Origin of the sequence: Enterobacter sp. JS8-1, assembly GCF_049187015.1 — a bacterium.
Classification (GTDB): domain Bacteria; phylum Pseudomonadota; class Gammaproteobacteria; order Enterobacterales; family Enterobacteriaceae; genus Enterobacter; species Enterobacter mori.
Map to the genome: position 1 here is coordinate 3,085,910 of NZ_CP185805.1, position 21,792 is coordinate 3,107,701.

General features: G+C 47.4%; 20 protein-coding genes. 8 read left to right on the forward strand and 12 right to left on the reverse strand.

What is annotated here, in order from left to right:
- The first annotated feature begins 5 nt into the window (after positions 1–5).
- The 7 genes from hisD to hisIE are packed head-to-tail and all read left to right on the forward strand — an operon-like array spanning position 6 to position 6,122.
- Positions 6–1,310 (forward strand): histidinol dehydrogenase, encoded by a 1,305-nt coding sequence (gene hisD, locus ACOQH0_RS14750; RefSeq protein WP_421510704.1) that lies wholly within the window; start codon positions 6–8, stop codon positions 1,308–1,310.
- Positions 1,307–2,368 carry a histidinol-phosphate transaminase gene (hisC, locus tag ACOQH0_RS14755; protein WP_042716029.1) on the forward strand — a complete coding sequence of 354 codons (1,062 nt, stop codon included), beginning with the start codon at positions 1,307–1,309 and terminating at the stop codon, positions 2,366–2,368. Before hisD ends, hisC begins: the two co-directional genes overlap by 4 nt.
- A complete protein-coding gene (hisB, locus tag ACOQH0_RS14760) occupies positions 2,365–3,432 on the forward strand; it encodes a bifunctional histidinol-phosphatase/imidazoleglycerol-phosphate dehydratase HisB (protein WP_042716027.1) in 1,068 nt (355 codons plus the stop codon). Before hisC ends, hisB begins: the two co-directional genes overlap by 4 nt.
- The gene (hisH, locus tag ACOQH0_RS14765) at positions 3,432–4,022 is read left to right on the forward strand and encodes an imidazole glycerol phosphate synthase subunit HisH (RefSeq protein ID WP_042716025.1); all 591 of its coding nucleotides are present in this window, start codon (positions 3,432–3,434) and stop codon (positions 4,020–4,022) included. The genes hisB and hisH overlap by 1 nt, the downstream gene beginning before the upstream one ends.
- Entirely contained in the window at positions 4,022–4,759 is a 738-nt protein-coding gene (gene hisA, locus ACOQH0_RS14770; RefSeq protein ID WP_089600476.1) for a 1-(5-phosphoribosyl)-5-[(5-phosphoribosylamino)methylideneamino]imidazole-4-carboxamide isomerase, read from the forward strand. The genes hisH and hisA overlap by 1 nt, the downstream gene beginning before the upstream one ends.
- Complete coding sequence (hisF, locus tag ACOQH0_RS14775) at positions 4,741–5,517, forward strand: imidazole glycerol phosphate synthase subunit HisF (protein WP_421510705.1); 777 nt, start codon at positions 4,741–4,743, stop codon at positions 5,515–5,517. Before hisA ends, hisF begins: the two co-directional genes overlap by 19 nt.
- Entirely contained in the window at positions 5,511–6,122 is a 612-nt protein-coding gene (gene hisIE, locus ACOQH0_RS14780; protein ID WP_421510706.1) for a bifunctional phosphoribosyl-AMP cyclohydrolase/phosphoribosyl-ATP diphosphatase HisIE, read from the forward strand. Before hisF ends, hisIE begins: the two co-directional genes overlap by 7 nt.
- 40 nt (positions 6,123–6,162) lie before the next feature.
- On the opposite strand, the gene wzzB is transcribed toward hisIE, so the two are convergent.
- Positions 6,163–7,143, reverse strand: coding sequence for an LPS O-antigen chain length determinant protein WzzB (gene wzzB, locus ACOQH0_RS14785; RefSeq protein ID WP_238460023.1), 981 nt, complete (start codon positions 7,141–7,143; stop codon positions 6,163–6,165).
- A 191-nt stretch (positions 7,144–7,334) separates the two neighbouring features.
- Here wzzB and ACOQH0_RS14790 point away from each other — a divergent pair, with 191 nt between their 5' ends.
- Positions 7,335–8,339 carry an NAD-dependent epimerase gene (locus ACOQH0_RS14790; protein WP_421510707.1) on the forward strand — a complete coding sequence of 335 codons (1,005 nt, stop codon included), beginning with the start codon at positions 7,335–7,337 and terminating at the stop codon, positions 8,337–8,339.
- Between the two features lie 53 nt (positions 8,340–8,392).
- On the opposite strand, the gene ugd is transcribed toward ACOQH0_RS14790, so the two are convergent.
- From ugd to ACOQH0_RS14845, 11 genes are all read right to left on the reverse strand, one after another.
- Positions 8,393–9,559 (reverse strand): UDP-glucose 6-dehydrogenase, encoded by a 1,167-nt coding sequence (gene ugd, locus ACOQH0_RS14795; RefSeq protein WP_421510708.1) that lies wholly within the window; start codon positions 9,557–9,559, stop codon positions 8,393–8,395.
- Positions 9,560–9,799: 240 nt separating this feature from the next.
- A complete protein-coding gene (gene rfbA / locus ACOQH0_RS14800) occupies positions 9,800–10,681 on the reverse strand; it encodes a glucose-1-phosphate thymidylyltransferase RfbA (RefSeq protein ID WP_421510709.1) in 882 nt (293 codons plus the stop codon).
- A complete protein-coding gene (gene rfbB / locus ACOQH0_RS14805; protein ID WP_421510710.1) occupies positions 10,681–11,766 on the reverse strand; it encodes a dTDP-glucose 4,6-dehydratase in 1,086 nt (361 codons plus the stop codon). The genes rfbA and rfbB overlap by 1 nt, the downstream gene beginning before the upstream one ends.
- 94 nt (positions 11,767–11,860) lie before the next feature.
- Entirely contained in the window at positions 11,861–13,267 is a 1,407-nt protein-coding gene (gndA, locus tag ACOQH0_RS14810) for an NADP-dependent phosphogluconate dehydrogenase (protein WP_421510711.1), read from the reverse strand.
- 150 nt (positions 13,268–13,417) lie between these two features.
- Positions 13,418–14,854, reverse strand: coding sequence for an undecaprenyl-phosphate galactose phosphotransferase (locus ACOQH0_RS14815; RefSeq protein ID WP_421510712.1), 1,437 nt, complete (start codon positions 14,852–14,854; stop codon positions 13,418–13,420).
- Positions 14,855–14,868: 14 nt separating this feature from the next.
- Positions 14,869–16,014 carry a UDP-galactopyranose mutase gene (gene glf / locus ACOQH0_RS14820; RefSeq protein ID WP_421510713.1) on the reverse strand — a complete coding sequence of 382 codons (1,146 nt, stop codon included), beginning with the start codon at positions 16,012–16,014 and terminating at the stop codon, positions 14,869–14,871.
- The gene (locus ACOQH0_RS14825; protein ID WP_421510714.1) at positions 16,011–16,775 is read right to left on the reverse strand and encodes a DUF4422 domain-containing protein; all 765 of its coding nucleotides are present in this window, start codon (positions 16,773–16,775) and stop codon (positions 16,011–16,013) included. The genes glf and ACOQH0_RS14825 overlap by 4 nt, the downstream gene beginning before the upstream one ends.
- Before the next feature lie 61 nt (positions 16,776–16,836).
- Positions 16,837–17,808, reverse strand: coding sequence for a glycosyltransferase family 2 protein (locus ACOQH0_RS14830; protein ID WP_421510715.1), 972 nt, complete (start codon positions 17,806–17,808; stop codon positions 16,837–16,839).
- Complete coding sequence (locus ACOQH0_RS14835) at positions 17,801–19,126, reverse strand: DUF6418 domain-containing protein (protein WP_421510716.1); 1,326 nt, start codon at positions 19,124–19,126, stop codon at positions 17,801–17,803. Before ACOQH0_RS14835 ends, ACOQH0_RS14830 begins: the two co-directional genes overlap by 8 nt.
- Positions 19,127–20,524, reverse strand: a complete 1,398-nt coding sequence (locus tag ACOQH0_RS14840; protein ID WP_421510717.1) for a hypothetical protein — start codon at positions 20,522–20,524, stop codon at positions 19,127–19,129.
- On the reverse strand, positions 20,499–21,764 hold the full coding sequence (locus ACOQH0_RS14845) for a lipopolysaccharide biosynthesis protein (protein WP_421510718.1): 1,266 nt from the start codon (positions 21,762–21,764) through the stop codon (positions 20,499–20,501). Before ACOQH0_RS14845 ends, ACOQH0_RS14840 begins: the two co-directional genes overlap by 26 nt.
- Positions 21,765–21,792: the final 28 nt, after the last annotated feature.

Below are 21,792 nucleotides of genomic sequence, written 5' to 3' on the forward strand. Positions count from 1 at the left end.
TGGCCATGAGCTTTAACACAATCATCGACTGGAATAACTGTAGCGACGCACAACAGCGCGAACTGCTGATGCGTCCGGCGATTTCCGCGTCGGAAAGCATTACCCGAACCGTGGCCGAGATCCTCAACAACGTCAAAACCCGTGGCGACGACGCGCTGCGTGAATACAGCGCGAAGTTTGATAAAACCGAAGTTGGCGCGTTAAGGGTCACCGAAGAGGAAATCGCGGCAGCGGAAAGCCGTCTTGGTGACGACATCAAACAGGCGATGGCCGTCGCGGTGAAAAACATTGATACCTTCCACACCGCGCAGAAATTACAGACTGTTGATGTGGAAACCCTGCCCGGCGTGCGCTGCCAGCAGGTGACGCGCCCGGTTGCGTCGGTCGGCCTTTATATCCCTGGCGGCTCTGCCCCACTGTTTTCCACCGTACTCATGCTGGCTACCCCTGCGCGTATCGCCGGGTGTCAGAAAGTGGTGCTCTGCTCGCCACCGCCGATTGCCGACGAGATCCTTTACGCCGCGAAACTGTGCGGCGTGCAGGAGGTGTTTAACGTGGGCGGTGCGCAGGCAATTTCCGCGCTGGCCTTTGGCACAGAGTCCATCCCGAAGGTTGACAAGATTTTTGGCCCGGGCAATGCGTACGTGACAGAAGCCAAGCGCCAGGTCAGCCAGCGTCTGGACGGCGCGGCAATTGACATGCCAGCCGGTCCGTCTGAAGTGCTGGTGATTGCCGACAGCGGCGCGACGCCGGATTTCGTAGCCTCCGACCTGTTATCTCAGGCGGAACACGGCCCGGACTCGCAGGTCATCCTGCTGACGCCGGATGCCGACATGGCGAAACGCGTAGGCGAAGCCGTTGAGCGCCAGCTTGCGGACCTGCCGCGTGCCGAAACCGCACGCCAGGCGTTGTCCGCCAGCCGCCTGATTGTGGCGCGCGATCTCGACCAGTGTATTGCCATCTCTAACCAGTACGGTCCCGAGCACCTGATCATTCAGACCCGCAGCGCGCGCGATCTGGTCGACAGCATCACCAGCGCGGGCTCGGTGTTCCTCGGCGACTGGTCACCGGAGTCCGCGGGCGATTACGCCTCCGGCACCAACCACGTGCTGCCGACATATGGTTACACCTCCACCTGCTCAAGCCTGGGCCTCGCGGATTTCCAGAAACGGATGACCGTGCAGGAACTCTCCCGCGAGGGATTTGCATCACTGGCTTCCACCATTGAAACCCTGGCCGCCGCCGAGCGCCTGACCGCCCACAAAAACGCCGTGACCCTGCGAGTTGCCGCCCTGAAGGAGCAAGCATGAACATTGAAGAATTAGCCCGCGAAAATGTCCGACGACTGACTCCGTATCAGTCTGCCCGTCGCCTGGGCGGTAACGGCGATGTCTGGCTGAACGCCAATGAATTCCCGACGGCGGTGCAGTTCGAGCTGTCGCAGCAAACGCTGAACCGCTATCCGGAGTGCCAGCCGAAAGCGGTTATCGAAAACTACGCCCAGTATGCGGGCGTGAAGCCGGAGCAGGTGCTGGTCAGCCGCGGCGCGGATGAAGGTATTGAACTTCTGATCCGCGCATTCTGCGAGCCCGGTAAAGATGCGGTGATGTACTGTCAGCCTACCTACGGCATGTACAGCGTCAGCGCGGAAACTTTCGGCGTGGCGTGCCGCAACGTGCTGTCCCTGGAAGACTGGCAGCTCGATCTGCAGGGCATCGCCGACAACCTCGACGGCGTGAAGGTCGTCTTCGTCTGCAGCCCAAATAACCCGACCGGCCAGATTATCAACCCGCAGGATATTCGTACCCTGCTGGAAATGACCCGCGGCAAGGCGCTGGTGGTGGCGGATGAAGCCTATATTGAATTCTGCCCGCAGGCGACGCTGGCAGGCTGGATTGAAGAGTACCCGCACCTGGTGGTGCTGCGTACGCTGTCGAAAGCTTTCGCCCTCGCCGGTCTGCGCTGCGGCTTTACGCTGGCCAATAAAGAGGTCATCGACCTGCTGCTGAAAGTTATTGCGCCTTACCCGCTCTCCACGCCGGTTGCCGACATTGCCGCACAGGCGCTGGCGCCGCAGGGTATCAACGCCATGCGTGAACGCGTGGCGCAAATTCTGGAAGAGCGTCAGTACCTGGTGACGGCCCTGAAAGCGATCCCCTGCGTAGAGCAGGTGTTTGACTCTGAAACCAACTACATTCTGGTGCGCTTTACTGCTTCAAGCTCCGTATTTAAATCTTTATGGGATCAAGGCATTATCTTACGAGACCAAAATAAACAACCATCCTTAAGCGGCTGCCTGCGTATTACCGTCGGCACCCGTGCAGAGAGCCAGCGCGTGATTGACGCCCTGAAAGCGGAGAAAGTATGAGTCAGAAGTATCTCTTTATCGATCGTGACGGCACCCTCATTTCGGAGCCACCTACCGATTTTCAGGTCGATCGTTTCGACAAGCTGGCTTTTGAACCCGACGTAATCCCGGTTCTGCTCAAACTGCAGAAGGCTGGCTTTAAGCTGGTGATGATCACCAATCAGGACGGGCTGGGTACGGACAGCTTCCCGCAGGCCGACTTCGACGGCCCGCATAACCTGATGATGCAGATCCTCACCTCGCAGGGCGTGGCGTTTGATGAAGTGCTGATTTGCCCACACCTGCCAGCCGACGAGTGCGACTGCCGTAAACCGAAAGTGAAGCTGGTTGAGCGTTATCTGGCGGAAGAAGCGCTCGATAAAGCCAACAGCTATGTGATTGGCGATCGCGCCACCGACATCACCCTCGCCGAAAACATGGGCATCGCGGGCCTGCGCTACAGCAGCAGCGATCTCAACTGGGCGAAGATTGGCGAACAGCTGACCAAACGCGACCGTTACTCACACGTTGAGCGCAACACCAAAGAGACGCAGATTGATGTGAAGGTCTGGCTGGACCGTGAAGGCGGCAGCAAGATCCACACCGGCGTCGGATTCTTTGACCACATGCTGGACCAGATTGCGACCCACGGCGGTTTCCGCATGGAAATTACGGTAAAAGGCGACCTTTACATTGACGATCACCACACCGTGGAAGACACCGGCCTGGCGCTGGGCGAAGCCCTGAAGCTGGCGCTCGGTGACAAACGCGGCATCAACCGTTTCGGCTTCGTCCTGCCGATGGACGAGTGCCTGGCACGCTGCGCCATGGACATCTCGGGTCGCCCGCACCTTGAATATAAAGCCGATTTCACCTACCAGCGCGTGGGCGATCTCAGCACCGAAATGGTAGAGCACTTCTTCCGTTCGCTCACCTACACTATGGGCCTGACGCTGCACCTGAAAACCAAAGGCAAGAACGATCACCACCGCGTGGAGAGCCTGTTTAAAGCCTTTGGCCGTACGCTGCGCCAGGCGATCCGCGTTGAAGGTGACGCCCTTCCCTCGTCGAAAGGAGTGTTGTAATGAACGTGGTGATTCTGGATACCGGATGCGCCAACCTGAACTCTGTGAAGTCGGCGATTTCCCGCCACGGCTACGAGCCGGTGGTGAGCCGTGACCCGGACGTGGTGCTGCGCGCCGACAAACTCTTTTTACCCGGCGTGGGCACCGCGCAGGCGGCGATGGATCAGATTCGCGAACGCGAGCTGGTCGATCTGATCAAAGCCTGTACCCAACCGGTGCTCGGCATTTGCCTGGGTATGCAGATCCTGGGCCGCCGCAGCGAAGAGAGCAACGGCGTCGACCTGCTGGGCATTATTGACGAAGACGTGCCGAAAATGACCGACCATGGTTTACCGCTGCCGCACATGGGCTGGAACCGCGTTTACGCCAAAGCGGGCGACCGGCTGTTTCGCGGCATCGAAGACGGCGCGTACTTTTACTTCGTGCACAGCTACGCCATGCCGGTGAACGCGAACACCATTGCCCAATGCAACTACGGCGAGGCGTTTACCGCAGCGGTACAGAAAGATAATTTTTACGGTGTGCAGTTTCACCCGGAACGCTCTGGTGCCGCGGGCGCACAGCTGCTGAAAAACTTCCTGGAGATGTGATGATTATTCCCGCTTTAGATTTAATTGACGGCACGGTTGTTCGTCTCCACCAGGGCGATTACGGCCAGCAGCGCGACTACGGTAACGACCCGCTGCCGCGCCTGCAGGACTATGCGGCGCAGGGCGCTGAGGTGCTGCACCTGGTCGACCTGACCGGCGCGAAAGATCCGGCGAAACGCCAAATCCCTCTGCTCAAAAAGCTGGTTGCTGGCGTGGATGTCCCCGTGCAGGTTGGCGGCGGCGTGCGTACGGAAGACGATGTTGCCGCCCTGCTGGACGCGGGCGTGGCGCGCGTGGTGGTCGGTTCTACCGCCGTGAAAGATCCTGATACGGTGAAGGGCTGGTTCCGCCGCTTCGGCGCCGATGCGCTGGTGCTGGCGCTGGACGTTCGCATTGATGAACAGGGTAACAAGCAGGTTGCCGTTAGCGGCTGGCAGGAAAACTCCGGCGTAACGCTGGAAGAGCTGGTCGATATTTATCTTCCTGTCGGCCTGAAGCACGTGCTGTGCACGGATATCTCCCGCGATGGCACGCTGGCCGGCTCTAACGTTTCGCTGTACGAAGAGGTCTGCGCGCGCTATCCGCAGGTGGCATTCCAGTCTTCTGGAGGTATCGGTGATATTGGCGACGTGGCCGCGCTGCGCGGTACCGGTGTGCAGGGTGTGATTGTGGGACGGGCCTTACTGGAAGGCAAATTTACGGTGACGGAGGCGATTCAATGCTGGCAAAACGGATAATCCCTTGCCTGGACGTACGTGACGGCCAGGTGGTGAAAGGCGTGCAGTTCCGCAACCACGAGATCATTGGCGACATCGTTCCGCTGGCGAAACGCTATGCCGATGAAGGTGCCGATGAGCTGGTATTTTATGATATCACCGCCTCCAGCGATGGACGCGTGGTCGACAAAAGCTGGGTCGCACGCGTGGCAGAAGTGATCGACATCCCATTCTGCGTGGCGGGCGGAATCAAATCCGCTGACGACGCGGCCAAAATTCTCTCGTTTGGCGCGGATAAAATTTCCATCAACTCTCCTGCGCTGGCCGATCCGGAACTCATCACCCGCCTGGCCGATCGCTTTGGCGTGCAGTGTATTGTGGTCGGTATCGACACCTGGTTTGACGATACCACCGGCAAGTACCACGTTAACCAGTACACGGGCGACGAAAGCCGCACCCGCGTCACCCAGTGGGAGACGCTGGACTGGGTGCAGGAAGTGCAGAAGCGCGGCGCGGGCGAGATTGTCCTGAACATGATGAACCAGGACGGCGTGCGTAACGGCTATGACCTGGAGCAGCTGAAAAAAGTGCGCGCCGTGTGCCACGTTCCGCTGATTGCCTCCGGCGGCGCGGGCACCATGGAACACTTCCTTGAAGCCTTCCGCGATGCGAACGTTGACGGCGCGCTGGCCGCGTCCGTGTTCCATAAACAAATTATCAATATTGGTGAGTTAAAAACGTACCTGGCCGAACAGGGCGTGGAGATTAGGGTATGTTAACAGAGCAACAACAGGCGCAGCTGGACTGGGAAAAGACTGACGGATTATTACCGGTAGTTGTCCAGCATGCTGTTTCAGGTGAAGTGCTGATGCTGGGGTATATGAACCAGGACGCGCTGGCAAAAACGCTCGACAGCGGTAAGGTCACCTTTTTCTCGCGCACCAAACAACGCCTGTGGACCAAAGGCGAAACCTCCGGTCATTTCCTGAACGTGGTCAGCATTACCCCTGACTGCGATAACGATACCTTGCTGGTGCTGGCAAACCCCATTGGGCCGACGTGCCACAAAGGGACCAGCAGCTGCTTTGGTGAGGCGAGCCACCAGTGGCTGTTCCTTTACCAGCTTGAGCAGCTTCTGGCTGAACGTAAAACGGCTGACCCTGAAAGTTCGTATACCGCGAAGCTGTACGCCAGCGGAACCAAGCGCATAGCGCAGAAAGTGGGCGAAGAAGGCGTCGAGACGGCGCTGGCGGCGACAGTGCATGACCGGGACGAGCTGACTAACGAGGCGTCGGATTTGATCTACCACCTGCTGGTGCTGCTGCAGGATCAGGAGCTGGATTTAACGGCGGTGATTGAGAACTTACGTAAGCGCCATAAATAAAAAAAAGACCGGGGAAACCCGGTCTTTTTTTGTCTGCGAATCAGGCTTTTGGCTTGTAGTTACGCAGCGCGTTGCGGCCCAGTACTACACCAGAACCGATAATCCCGCCCAGCAGTACGGCTAGAATCAGGGTGATGGCTTTTTTGGGGCTATCGCGACGGATAGGAAGATCCGGTTTCATGACGTAACGATAAACGTGAACGGTGTCTGGATTTACGTTCAGATTTTGAATATCAAGCAAATTTTGTTTGGTCTGGTAGTACGCACCAGAGAAGACCAACGGACGAGAAGCTTCGTTATCAATCATCGACTTCAGCGCTTCGCTACCCAGAAGGAACATCGTTTCCTGGGTCACGTCCTGCGTTTGCTGAATCTGCGGCGTAGTAATTTTTGCCGCTTCGGCGTTCTTAAGCGCCTCGGTGATCTGTTTGATTCGCAGATCTTTTTGCTCCTGAGAGACTTTCTCCTGGTTTTCCAGGGAGTCGTTCAGAGTGGTAATCTGCTGCTTGATATTGTCTCGAAGGTCAAGCGTCAGCTCTTTTGCGGTTTGCTCGTCAACCTGCTGGATGTACTGCGCAAGCTGCTTCTGAGCCGCTTCGGCAGATTCGCCCTGATAGGTTACGGTTAATGGTAATGCCTGACCCTTAACGGTAGTGTCGATGGTCAGCTTCTCTGAAATCTCCTGGTTTTCCAGCGCCTGAGCTAAAGCTGAAAACGAAGAGTTGAAGCGGCCAATCGCACGATTCTGGATATCCGACATTGAAGGGGCTGCGCCACCGTAGAGGATATTCAGTGCATTTGCGTAAGTGGCAATCTGAGCCGCATCGGGCTGGGCAATGATAGCAGATGAGGTCCATTTCTCTTTTGCTACCGTGATGTAAACGCCTGCTAATACGATAAAAACAGCGACAAACGCCCCTATTACCCACTTTCCGCGCCAAAGTTGCAGCACTAAATCAAGTAAATCAATTTGCTCCGGGTCAGTACTGCGAGTAACCAGGCTATTGTTGTTTTGTGTCATACAATCCCTAACAGATGAAAAGGGCAAAAAAAATATGTTTACGTAGTTTATCTGTTGCTGCGGATTTTTCTATAGGAATTCGATGAGTTATATCGGAAAGATGGGTTATGTAACTTATGCGCTACGCGCTATCATAGACAAATTCTGATGCCCCAAGCATCAACAGGAACGAAGCGTTAACGAGGAAAGATATGAAATTTTTGGTTACGGGCGCAGCAGGTTTTATCGGTTCACATGTCAGCAAGCGATTACTGGACGCAGGACATCAGGTCGTCGGTATTGATAATCTGAATGACTATTACGATCCGAACCTAAAGCTGGCACGTCTGGATCTGCTCAACTCCGATAATTTCACCTTCCAAAAGCTGGATTTAGCCGATCGTGAAGGCATGGCCGCACTCTTCGCCAATGAGAAATTTGACCGTGTGATCCATCTGGCCGCGCAGGCAGGCGTTCGCTACTCGCTGGAAAACCCTCACGCATACGCAGATGCCAACCTTGTCGGTCATCTTAACGTGCTGGAAGGTTGCCGTCATAATAAGGTTCAGCACCTGCTGTATGCCTCTTCCAGCTCCGTGTACGGTCTTAACCGTAAGATGCCATTTTCTACCGATGACTCTGTAGACCACCCGGTGTCACTCTATGCGGCAACCAAAAAAGCCAATGAGCTGATGTCGCACACTTACTCGCATCTCTACAACCTGCCGACAACCGGGCTTCGCTTCTTTACGGTGTACGGTCCATGGGGACGCCCGGATATGGCGCTATTCAAGTTCACCAAAGCGATGATCGAAGGCAAAAGCATTGACGTCTACAACTACGGCAAGATGAAGCGTGACTTCACCTACATCGATGACATCGCTGAAGCGATTATCCGCCTGCAGGATGTGATCCCTCAGGCCGATGCGAACTGGACTGTTGAGACCGGTTCGCCAGCGACCAGCTCCGCACCGTATCGCGTCTACAACATCGGCAACAGCTCGCCTGTCGAGCTGATGGATTATATTACCGCGCTGGAAGACGCGTTAGGTAAAGTGGCAGAGAAAAACATGATGCCCATCCAGCCCGGTGACGTGCTGGAAACAAGCGCCGATACGAAGGCGTTATATGACGTGATTGGTTTTAAACCGCAGACCTCGGTAAAAGACGGAGTGAAGAACTTTGTCGACTGGTACCGTAATTTCTATAAGGTTTAATACAAAAAAACCCGGCGCATGAGCCGGGTTTTTTATGTGCGGTAGACGGGAGATTAGTCGCTACCAAACAGATCGCGGGTATAAACCTTATCCGCCACGTCTGCCAGCTCTTCCGCCATGCGGTTCGAGATAATCACATCCGCTTCTTTCTTGAAAGCGTCCAGATCGCGAACCACGCGAGAATGGAAGAACTCGTCTTCCTGCATCGCGGGTTCATAGATAATGACCTGCACGCCTTTGGCCTTAATACGCTTCATGATCCCCTGAATAGAAGAAGCGCGGAAGTTATCAGAGCCGCTCTTCATGATCAGACGATAGACGCCCACCACTTTCGGCTGACGCGCAAGGATAGAATCAGAGATGAAGTCTTTACGCGTGCGGTTGGCATCCACAATCGCGGAAATCAGGTTGTTTGGCACCGCCTGATAGTTTGCCAGCAGCTGCTTGGTATCTTTTGGCAGACAGTAACCGCCGTAGCCAAATGACGGGTTGTTGTAATGGTTGCCGATACGCGGGTCGAGGCACACGCCTTCGATGATCTGGCGGGTGTTCAGGCCCAGACTCTCTGCATAGCTATCCAGCTCGTTGAAGTAGGCCACGCGCATTGCCAGATAGGTATTGGCGAAGAGCTTGATCGCCTCGGCTTCGGTGGAGTCAGTGAACAGTACCGGAATATCTTTCTTGATAGCGCCTTCCTGCAGCAGTGCGGCAAAACGTTCCGCACGCTCAGAGCGCTCACCGATCACGATACGGGATGGGTGCAGGTTATCGTACAACGCCCTGCCCTCGCGCAGAAACTCTGGCGAGAAGAAGACATTATCAATACCCAACTCTTCTTTAATCGATTTGGTGAAGCCTACCGGAATGGTCGACTTAATGATCATCACCGCTTTCGGATTGATGGCGATAACGTCTTTAATCACCGCCTCCACGGTTGAGGTGTTGAAGTAGTTGGTCTTCGGATCGTAATCCGTCGGGGTCGCGATAATGACATAATCCGCATCGCGGTAAGCATCTTCTTTGTCCGTTGTGGCACGGAAATTTAACGGTTTGTTTGACAGATAGTCCTGGATTTCTTTATCGATAATCGGAGACTTCTTCTGATTAAGCATATCCACTTTGGCCGGAATGATATCAAGCGCGACCACCTCATGGTGTTGTGCGATCAGAATACCGTTTGAGAGACCAACATAACCGGTTCCGGAGATTGTTATTTTCATTTACTTGACTTCTTCAGTATGAGTTTCTGGTGACATTCAAAATCCCACCACAATAGTTAACTGGTGGTTTTTTATCGCTAATGCCAATTCACTGTCAAGGTACCCGGATTGCCTTAACCCGGCTTTTGCTCTGCATTACACACCAACAAAACGCGATACAAAACACCTATTCTCCAGCAGCGATGGGGTTATTAAACATTTATCACAGCTAATAAAGGGTAAACGATAAGCCGGTTCAAATCAGACTAATCCCTTAGTCAGATTGAGCAGGTATTGACCATACCCCGTCTTTTTCAACGGTTCAGCCAGCAACAGAAGTTGCTCTGAACTGATAAAACCTCTGCGAAACGCGATCTCTTCAGGACAGGAGACTTTTAGTCCCTGACGCTCTTCAATAGTTGCGATAAAGTTGCTGGCCTCTATCATGCTCTGATGTGTACCGGTATCCAGCCAGGCATAGCCACGTCTCATCATTGCAACGGACAGTCGCCCCTGCTGCATATAGAGGCGGTTGATGTCTGTGATTTCCAGCTCACCACGCGCCGACGGGCGTAAACTTTTAGCCATTTCGATCACGTCGTTGTCGTAAAAATAGAGGCCTGTGATCGCGTAATTACTTTTTGGTTGGAGAGGTTTCTCTTCAAGACCGATTGCGGTTCCGGCTTTGTCAAACTCGACAACACCATAACGTTCCGGATCGCTGACATGGTAGGCGAATACGGTCGCCCCTTCTTCCTGACCGGCCGCGCCTTCAAGAAGCCTTGGCAAATCATGTCCATAAAAGATGTTGTCACCTAATACCAGCGCGCAATTGTCCTCGCCGATAAATTCCTCACCCAGGATGAAAGCCTGCGCAAGACCATCAGGATTTGGCTGCACTTTATACTGCAGACGTAACCCCCACTGACTGCCATCACCAAGCAACTGTTTAAAACGAGGCGTATCCTGAGGAGTACTGATAATCAGGATGTCCCGGATGCCTGCGAGCATCAGCGTTGAAAGCGGGTAATAGATCATCGGCTTATCGTAAATCGGCAGCAACTGCTTACTTACCGCCATCGTTACGGGATAAAGACGAGTGCCGGATCCTCCGGCTAAGATGATACCTTTACGCTTAATCATTACTTACGCTCCCCATAATTCTGCTCAATCCAGCTCTTATAGGCGCCACTTTTAACATTTGAGACCCACTGCGGGTTGTTCAAATACCACCCGACGGTCTTGCGAATGCCACTCTCAAACGTTTCCTGTGGTTTCCAGCCCAGTTCAGCCGTGATTTTATGGGCATCAATTGCATAGCGACGGTCATGCCCAGGGCGATCGGTAACATAGGTAATCTGGTCCCGATAGGATGTTGCTTTGGGTACCATTTCATCCAACAGGTCGCAGATGGAATGGACAACCTCAATATTTTTCTTCTCGTTGTAACCGCCAATATTATATGTTTCGCCCGTTTTACCTCTTGTCAGAACGGTATACAACGCGCGCGCATGGTCTTCAACGTACAGCCAGTCGCGAATCTGGTCACCCTTGCCATAGACAGGCAATGCCTTATTTTCGAGTGCATTCAGGATTATGAGTGGGATAAGTTTTTCCGGGAAATGGTAAGGTCCATAGTTATTAGAGCAATTAGTCACAATCCCCGGTAACCCGTAAGTGCGGGTCCATGCGCGAACTAAGTGATCGCTGGATGCTTTTGAAGCTGAATATGGACTGCTTGGCGCATAGGCCGTTTTTTCAGTAAAAAGCGGTAAGGACGTATTCTCATCATGCTCGTCAGGATGAGGTAAATCACCATAAACTTCATCGGTAGAAATATGATGAAAACGAAACGCAGATCTTGCCTCATCATCCCTGTTTAACCAGTAGGAGCGGCTTACTTCAAGCAGAACATAGGTTCCGACAATGTTGGTTTCAATAAACGCAGCAGGTCCGGAAATAGAACGATCGACATGGCTTTCTGCCGCCAGATGCATCACTGCATCAGGTTGATGAGTAGCAAAAATCCGCTCCATGGCATCTTTGTCGCATATGTCAGCATGCTCAAAAACATAGCGTTCGCTATCGCTTACCCCACGTAAGGATTCGAGATTACCGGCATAGGTCAATTTATCAACGTTAACAACGCTATCCCGAGTATTGCTGATGATATGTCGGATAACTGCAGAACCGATAAAACCGGCACCGCCAGTAACAAGAATTTTCACGCAATCTATTCCGTTTATAAAGTAAGTGGATTGGGTGTTATAAAAAAGCCCGGTATCTCTACCGGGCTTGATGATATGGCAAAACTAAATCAGATTAATCCAGCCATTCGGTGTGGAACACACCTTCTTTATCGGTACGTTTATACGTATGCGCACCAAAGTAATCACGCTGTGCCTGAATCAGGTTCGCTGGCAGTACGGCGGCACGGTAGCTGTCATAGTACGCCACCGCAGCGGAGAAGGTCGGAACAGGGATACCGTTCTGCACTGCGTAAGCAACCACGTCACGCAGCGCCTGCTGGTATTCGTCCGCGATTTTCTTGAAGTACGGTGCCAGCAGCAGATTCGCGATGCCGGCATTTTCAGCGTAGGCATCTGTGATTTTCTGCAGGAACTGGGCGCGAATGATGCAGCCAGCACGGAAGATCTTCGCGATTTCGCCGTAGTTTAGATCCCAGTTATTTTCGTCTGAAGCAGCACGCAGCTGAGAGAAGCCTTGTGCATAAGAGACGATTTTACCCAGATATAGAGCACGACGAACTTTCTCAACGAATTCTGTTTTATCACCAGCTGGCTTGGACTGCGGACCAGACAGCACCTTGGATGCCGCAACGCGCTGCTCTTTCAAAGAGGAAATGTAGCGAGCAAATACGGATTCAGTGATCAGAGACAGAGGCTCGCCTAGATCCAGCGAGCTCTGGCTAGTCCATTTACCGGTGCCTTTGTTCGCTGCTTCATCCAGAATCACATCAACCAGGTATTTCCCTTCTTCATCTTTCTTAGTGAAGATATCTTTGGTGATGTCGATCAGGTAGCTGTTCAGCTCGCCTTTGTTCCACTCGGTGAAGGTCTCGGCGAGTTCTTCGTTAGAGAGGTTCAGGCCGCCTTTCAGCAGGGAGTACGCTTCTGCAATAAGCTGCATGTCACCGTATTCGATACCGTTGTGAACCATCTTCACGTAGTGGCCAGCACCATCAGCACCGATGTAGGTCACGCACGGCTCGCCGTCTTCAGCAACAGCTGCAATTTTAGTCAGGATTGGTGCGACCAGCTCATACGCTTCTTTCTGACCGCCAGGCATGATAGATGGGCCTTTCAGGGCACCCTCTTCACCACCGGACACACCGGTACCGATGAAGTTGAAGCCTTCCGCAGACAATTCACGGTTACGACGGATAGTGTCATGGTAGAAAGTATTGCCGCCATCAATAATGATGTCGCCTTTATCCAAATACGGTTTCAGTGAATCGATAGCAGCATCGGTACCCGCGCCCGCTTTCACCATTAACAGGATACGACGTGGCGTTTCGAGAGACTCAACAAACTCTTTAACCGTATAGAAAGGAACCAGTTTCTTGCCTGGGTTCTCGGTAATCACTTCTTCGGTTTTTTCACGGGAGCGGTTGAAAACGGAGACGGTATAACCACGGCTTTCGATGTTGAGCGCCAGGTTGCGCCCCATCACTGCCATACCGACAACGCCGATCTGTTGCTTGGACATTACATACTCCTGTCAGGTGTGGATACCCCGCCGTAAGGGAGCCGGCGGGTAAAGTGAAGAACATGTTAACTCAGGTTAGCGTCCAGAAGGTAGCAATAGATGTCTTATTTAGAATGGTCTTAAATCACATAAAGCCCGCGAATTGGTGCATTAATATGCACCATCACGATGAAGAACGACCTTGACAGTTTTGAACAAAATTGCGATATCGTTCCAGAGAGACCAGTTTTTTACATACCAGGAATCAAAGTAGACGCGCGTATCGTAATCGACATCATTGCGGCCACTCACCTGCCATAAACCTGTCATGCCAGGTTTCGCCATCAGATAGTAATCGACATTATCATCATATCGAGGCAGCTCTTCAGAAATAATAGGACGTGGCCCAACCAGACTCATTTGCCCTTTTAGCACGTTGAATAACTGGGGCAGTTCATCAAGGCTCGTTTTCCGGATAAACCGACCAACCGAAGTGATCCTGGGGTCATTTTTTAACTTAAAATCACGCTCCCACTCTTCACGGGCCGCCGGATCCGAATCAAGAAGCTTTTGCAAAACTTCCTGTGAATTCAGAACCATAGAGCGGAACTTATAGCATGGAAAAAGCTTACCATGTCGCCCGACGCGCATATGTCCATAGATTGCCGGGCCACCATCACGTGTCACTTTATACCAGAGATAAATAAGCAAAGGTGACGCAATCAGGATGATAAGTGACGAACAAACAATATCGAATGTACGTTTCAGGAAACGAGAGGTCCTCTTCGCCAGATTATTATGGATTCGAAGAAGCATAACTTCGTGGCTGAAGATAAATGACATATCGGTGTTATACAGTGGTAATCCTCGTAAAGAAGGTATCACGGTAACTGAACGACAGTCTTTCTTAGACAACTCTCGCAACCAGTTAAGCGTCTTATCGCTGTTTTCCATTTCAAAGGCGACAATGAAATGAATATCCCCTGTTTTCTTCATTTGCCAAAGAATTTCGGGGTCACGCAAAACAGGCAGTCCCTGGAGCATCGATTCCGTCGACTCGTCATCGTAGAAGGCCACAACATCGAAACCGAGCATTTCTTCGCTCTGTAACGCGAAGTAAGCTTCAACAGCATTGCTTCCGCTTCCCATGATGATGGTTTTTTTCTTCCAGATACCAAGACGATTAAGAAGATGCTTCGTCATGGCTCTAAAGAATGGAAGCAGGATTATCGCAAAGGTCCAGCAAAAAACCCACACATATCGCGAGAACTGCCATTTTGAAAAAGCAACAAGCGCCAAATCAAAAACAGCAAAGATAACGATAGTCCGGATAATTTCCTTTAATTCAAACCAAAAGGGTTTTCGATAAGAATAATGTCGCAACCGAACCCAGAACCATCCCACGCAAATTATACTTAATATGATGTGGGAAATGATACGCATCTCAAGCTGATTATCGGGGATAAAACGATAGAGATCGTTAAAGATCCAGTAGACACAACCAATTGATAGTGCTAGTGAAACGTTAAAGAAAATAAAATCCGAGGCTGCCAGAAAAATCTTGCATAGCAACGGGTTATATTTATTCAAAAAATTATCCGTATCCATGACAACACCTGAGATTAACGAGGATTAATATTAAATACAGGCATTGGCTCCTGATTTCTTTGGCATTCGAGATATTTTTTGGCCACGTCAATGGCTTCGCGAATAGTAACGTCCATATCCAGATAGCGATATGTGCCAAGGCGTCCAACAAACGTGGTATTGCTTAGCGCCTGAGCTTTATCTAGGTAACGGTTGAGTAACTCTTTTTCCTTTACCATACGAATTGGATAATAGGGAACGTCGTTTTCAGTGCAGAAACGACTGAACTCACGGTAGCACGTCGTATTTTCGTGAGATTCCCACGGAGAAAAATGCTTATGCTCGGTGATTCGGGTGTAAGGAACGTCTTCTTCACAATAATTGATAACTGCCGTCCCTTGATAGTCGCCTTCAGCAGAGAATTTTTCGAAATCCAGGGTACGATAACCAAGACGCCCTTCGCTAAAGTTAAAGTATCCATCAAGCGCACCAGACCAAAATACGTGCTGGTAGGCATTGCTTTCATCCGCAGAAAACTCAGTGTCTGTTCTCACCTCGATCAGTTCATGGTCGAGAATTTTTGAGACCATATCAGTATAGCCCTCTTTAGGCATGCCCTGATACTTGTGGTTGAAGTAGTTATCATTGTAGTTAAAACGCAATGGGAGGCGCTTCAGAATGCTTGCCGGCAATTCAGTCGGTTCAACGCCCCACTGCTTACGCGTATAACCCCGGAAGAACGCTTCATAAAGCTCCCGACCAATCATACTGATTGCCTGTTCTTCGAAGTTCTGCGGGTCGACAATAGATTTATCCGCTTTTGATTCGATGAAGGCTCTAGCTTCATCCGGACGCAGCGTTTTATTGAAGAACTGGTTAATGGTGTGCAGGTTAACAGGCAGCAGATAAACGTTGCCTTTGTAGACAGCCTTTACACGGTTGGTGTAAGGCATAAATTCTGAATAATCATTTACGAAATCCCAAACCTCTTTATCATCCGTATGGAAGATATGGGGGCCGTAAACATGTAACATTACATTCGTCTGCGGATCACGTTCAGAATGGCAGTTACCTGCGATATGCGAGCGCTTATCAAAAACAACGGATGAAATTCCTTGCTCAGCTAACAGCCTGGCGATAACGGCCCCAGAGATACCTGCACCAACAATAGCGACTGTCATTTTGTTCCCCAAAAATGTCGTTTTAATAATCCAATACCTTTCAAAACCAAGTTCTCACCATCAATATTCACCACCGGCATATATTTGATGCTCAACCGATCGCGCTGATGATGAAGCCATACGTTGAAAAGTCTTTCTGCCATAAAGCCAAATACGCGTTTTTGGTACGCATCATAATTTTGGTAATCTATTTTTTGTTCCAGCGCGAACAGCAGCGGGAAGAGCCAGGCAAAATACTCGTCAATCAAGGATTTTTTACAGACGAACATATTGTAAAGACTGATTTTGGTTCCGCCCATGACATGGTCGAAATCGGCGACATAATCAGGCTGCTGCAAAACAATTTCGTCACGTAACTGAGTATAGTCGGACTCATGGTGAGCGTGGATATAATGGCTTTTAATACTGGTGATGAGATAGTTGCGTGGCTTTGCAACCAGAATATCAGCACTTTTAAGCATATCCGCCATCTCTTCTGGAGACGCAATACGTTTGCCCTTTACCGTCAGGTTGCTCGTGGAGGAGGCAAAGTATCGACGATAGTGTGCAAGGCCGACAACCTCTTCCTGAACGTTTTTCCAGATCCAGTAGGCTGCGGTGAGTTCGCAGAAGGACGGATTTAAGTGAGCGATATTATCGCTTACACAATCCTGCTCGTAACTCGAAGAAATGTCATCACTCGACATACCAACTTTAAGAGGCACATACTCCCGAGTGATTGGGAATTCATAAGGCTTATGAGACACTACAAATACTTTCATTTATTACCTTTATATAATCACTACCAGGTTCGACACAACAAAAACTGGCCGATCCACTTGTTTATTTACTAATAATCTTGTATAGCATCTTGAAACAGAAAAAACCGACCTTGTTCATTTTTAAAAGTGAAAAACAAATTTTGTCTGGACGGTTAGCATCACATTGCAATATTGTAGAAAGTGAATATCGATTAAATTTTGCGTAAATAACTTCTTGATTTTTATTTAATGTAAGTGAAGAACCATCTGCTTTAGATGTTTTATATAAAGTAATCAATGCACTTCTCGATAAGTGCGCAACACAAGCATAAAGACTGGGTCGATATTCATTAAATCCTTCGACTCTGTCCTCAAGAAGCGAGAGCGCAGTTACCAACTCCATATTTCTTAGCACATTAAAATTGGTCAACGAATCTTTTCTGATGCGGTAATGATAGAGCACTTCATTGATTCTTAGAACTTTTACAGCCCTGGCATTCAGCAAAGGAATCGTTACAGAATCCTCATAAATAATACCTTCTGGAAAAAGATTATCGCTATACATCTCTCGCCGCACAATTCTTATCCAGGGGTAGTTGTGCAGAGCATAAAGCGTCTTTTTCGGAACATATTCAAACGAAGAAAAATTAACGTCATAATTATTTAATACTTCGACACTTGCACCATCATGAAATTTCTCATAACGGTAAATAATCGTGTCAACATTTTGAAAGTTTTTGATTGAAAAGTCTAAATATTTAAAAAATGCTGGGGAAAGTATATCATCCGGATCTAAACATGAAATAAACTTACCGGAGGCATGACAAATACCGTGATTCCTTGCAGTTGACACGCCACCATTTACTTTATCTAAAACAATTACTCGCGGGTCATCTTCGGCAAAAAGTTTGAGTATCTCAGCTGACGAATCAGTAGAGCCATCGTTAATAAAAATTATTTCGCAAGACAATGTGCAAAGCTTGAAAGGCGAAAAAAAATCCCTAAGATAAGCAGACACATTATAGACGGGTATGATAAAAGAAATATCAGGCATTAGTTCCATAAACTCTGTTTTTTGTATGTGCGACCAAGGCAAATATCAAAGGCAACAGTAAAAGAATGATTTTCCATTCAAACAAAAGATATACTCTGCCCATTAATATGAACTGAATAGCAATATTGAATACCTTCATCGCTATAAATAACAAGATATAATCTCTGTTTCTTAGCGTATATACTGTGAACCAGAGTGCCAGTGCAAGGAAAACGGCCAGTATCGCACATACCAGAAGAGAAAAAAATGGTCCAAAAAATAGTAGTATATTTGCAGGGAATGCCATCGTCAAAGCAATTCCCGCCTCTTGGTAAACATTGAATAATTGCTGAGGCATTACCAACCCCATCAGATATAACATACCTGTATTTTCAGGCTGAACTCCAATACCGAAAAAGTTACCAGTAATATTCAATATATCAATTTCAGTATTTCTCGCATTTTCTGTCAACGACCACCAAAGCTGGCTCTGCGCGGCAATACGCGTTTTAAGGGATTCAAATGCAAGCGAACTATCTCCAGAAAGCGAGAAATAGCTAGTCCAAACCAAAATAATAAAAATAATGGCCAGTATTGAGAAAAACAATATACTTTTAAATGAAAACAATTTCTTGCTGATTGTCTTGTTAGATGCGATAAGAAAACATACGCTGAAGAAAAGAAGCATCTGGAAGATTCCCGTGAATTTTTCCCCAACAAGAATTTGTGAGATTAAACCAAGAAGAAACACTCCAAGAATAATTTTACTCTTAGTTCTTGCATAAATACAACCAAGAATAAATACTGACTGTTCCACAAACAATCGCACAAGATTGCCCCAAGCTGGAGCAACGTTGTTCCAGTAATAAAATCTGTCCTGTCCGTAGTCGCTTGGTCTACCGAACTTGATGAAGAAAAATATCACGACAATGGTGGCAAATAGCACTAATACTGGATATGTCTTTTCTATAATTGCATTCAAAAAAAATGATGTATTTAAATTAACCATTATACGATCATTCATGAAAACAAAAACATTCGAGGCAATCAAAAGGGTTATTACTGCTAAGCTAAGATTAATAGCAGTTGCACCATTTAGAGTAGACATTTCCCCAAGTTCAGGTAAAACCACACCAGTTTCAAGAATCAAACCGCTTATGGCTGTTGTTAAGATCGACCACAAGAAGAAGCTGCTAATGATAAAAAAAGATTCTTTTTTCATTAAAAGGAAAAATAGAACTACTATATAACCCAGCACGATAACCAGATTAAATATCTCTGAACCATGGAGGATATAGCTTGCTATAAACAAACATATCCAGCACCACAACATTAACATTTAGTAATCCTTTAATGTGTGCATTATTTGTAAGCTAACTTTTTCAGCAAACTCATTAGCTGGGAATTTTGCATAATTTATTGTTAGCGGGAAACAAAGCGAATCATAAGCACCGACGAACCTGATATTGTATTCGCTGTAATTCGCAGATTGGTTCAGATCAATATGCTGAACAGCATTAATAATATCATGGTACCCTTTGCATTGATGAACAAGAGGGTGCCCCATATAAAATACATCACCAAAAACTGCAACTGGCTTATTCATCAGTACAGCTTCATAGCCTACCGTACTAGTTAATGTGAATACGCCCAGTGATTTTTTTATCAATTCTTTCGAATTCAGTTTTGGGTTTGCAAGTTTAACGTTAGGCAGTTTAATGATTTTTTTATAGAACTCTAACCCTTCATACCCTGTAGCAGAGATATGATCTTTTACCACCAAAGTTTTGCCATGCGGGAGACTAAAAGCTAAATTACGAATAAGATTATATTCATCATAAAATTTTGCAAGTATAGACGTTGACGATTCTGGATGATAGTGTAATGGATATAGGTAGAAGGGTTGCGAGGTAAGATCTTCGCTAAATAAATTCTTTATTTTCCTTACACAAAACCATCTTTTCACTTCTCTGAAATTCATGTGGAAGCTTTTTAGTAAAGGATTTCCCACCTGAAACAAAATATTTTTGCCGACAATGGTTTGTCTGATAGTTTCTGTAATGAAAGTAAAATCTCGTTTCTTTAAAATTTTATTCATAAAATTAACGGAAGAAAGGCCGTTATTTTTCATATAATCAGGTTGGATATATTGAATATTATCAATGTATTCACTTAATTCAGCTTTCTTTTCCTGACTGAGTTCAGGCATTGTATCAGTCAGCTTAAATATTTCTCGAGATAAACTGTCATCCAGAGAAGAAAATAAAGACTTACCAGGCAAACGACTCGCTGTTAAGCCTAAATACTGAACGCCGAATTTTTTAGCAACTTCATTTGCAGTATATGCCAATCCATTTGAAACGTTTTCATAAAAAATAAAATCAAATTTTTGCTTGCTAAATACACTTTCAAAAAAACAATATAAATCCTTAGAGACGCCCCCCCAGAAATTACTTTCGCTAGTTTTGACTGAGTGATAATAGTTATCACGATCATAGTCAGAATGTATATTCCACTTGTCATATTGAGTCATTAATTCAGTGTTTTTATCTTTCCTGGAATATTCTTCAAAGCAAATAATTTCACACTGAACCTCTTGAAGCTTATATTTTCTTATAGAGAAATAACTATCGGTAACAATGGTAACATCAACATTTTTATTTTTTAATTCAATCGCTATTTTTTTAAATACCGGAGAGAAAATTGCATTGTTAATTAAGATGACGCCCTTCACCATTGAACTCCTTAATAAAAATATTATATTTAGCCATCAGGATAAATAGATTAGAACCAATCAAACCTATTAATATTGCAAGCATACCACTATCAGGAAGTAACTTAATACCGACGAATGAAGTTATTACAAATAATAGCAACGCCATTGCATTAATACAAATGATGGATATATCTTTCTTCTTTGAATATAACACATAGTGATATGGCATTGACATATTTAAAAAAGATGTTGCAATGATAATTAAAATGTACCATGAAAAGCGGTCAGCATATTCAACTTTACCTGTCAATTTAATTATTAGATAAGTAGCTGGGATAGATAATGCAAAAAGGGTAAAATTATACAAGAAGATTTTCTGCTTGAATATTAGAAATGCTTTTTTTGCCTCCACCAAATCATTAGCTTGAACGGCTTTAACTAGAGAAGGGTAATATCTTGTCACGACTAAAACATCAATAATTGCCTGAACGGCGGCCGTTATTCCAAAAAAGAAGACATACACCCCTAAATTGGGCGATGAAATAAAATGAACAGCAATAACTTTATCAACGTAGTTTATTACCCGAAGACATATCGTACCTAGAAAAAAAAGAAATGATGTTTTAATCCCTCGTTTCAACCATTGAATGTCAATTTTAAAATCATAAAATGCCATCGATTCAAATTTTGCGATAAATATAACACCGATAACTGCGGATATTGCAGAAAAGACAAGCCATAAATAAAATATTTGTTCTAACTTTATAAATTGGAAATACAGCAATGGCACACATAAATAGCACCATATTCCTGAACGAATAAATAATATAAAATTAGCAAGCGTAATTTTTTCTTTAATAATTAGTATACGATAACATTCCTGGGAAAGATGTTCAGTAATTGTTAAAACAAATAACAATCCACCGACTCCAGTGATTGCGGATAAAGTCAATAATCCAGGCCAGACTGCAGCAAGTAGTAAATAGCTAAAACCAAAAAAAATAAACTGATTAAAAAGTATCTCACCTGTTTTTTTCTTAACTTTTGGATCTAACATCTCTCTGGTTGAATAAATGTAGAAATCCAGTCCAACAAAATAAAGTGAGATGACTATTATACTAACATACAACCCATAATCGCCAACATCTTTGACTGTTAAGAATCTGGCAATAGCCATCATCAGCAAAAATTTACCACCAAGCGCAGCGATTCGTAAAGACAAATCAAATAGATATGTTGGAGCTTTTATTTTCAATAACATTACACCATCCTAAGAACTCTTAACCGTC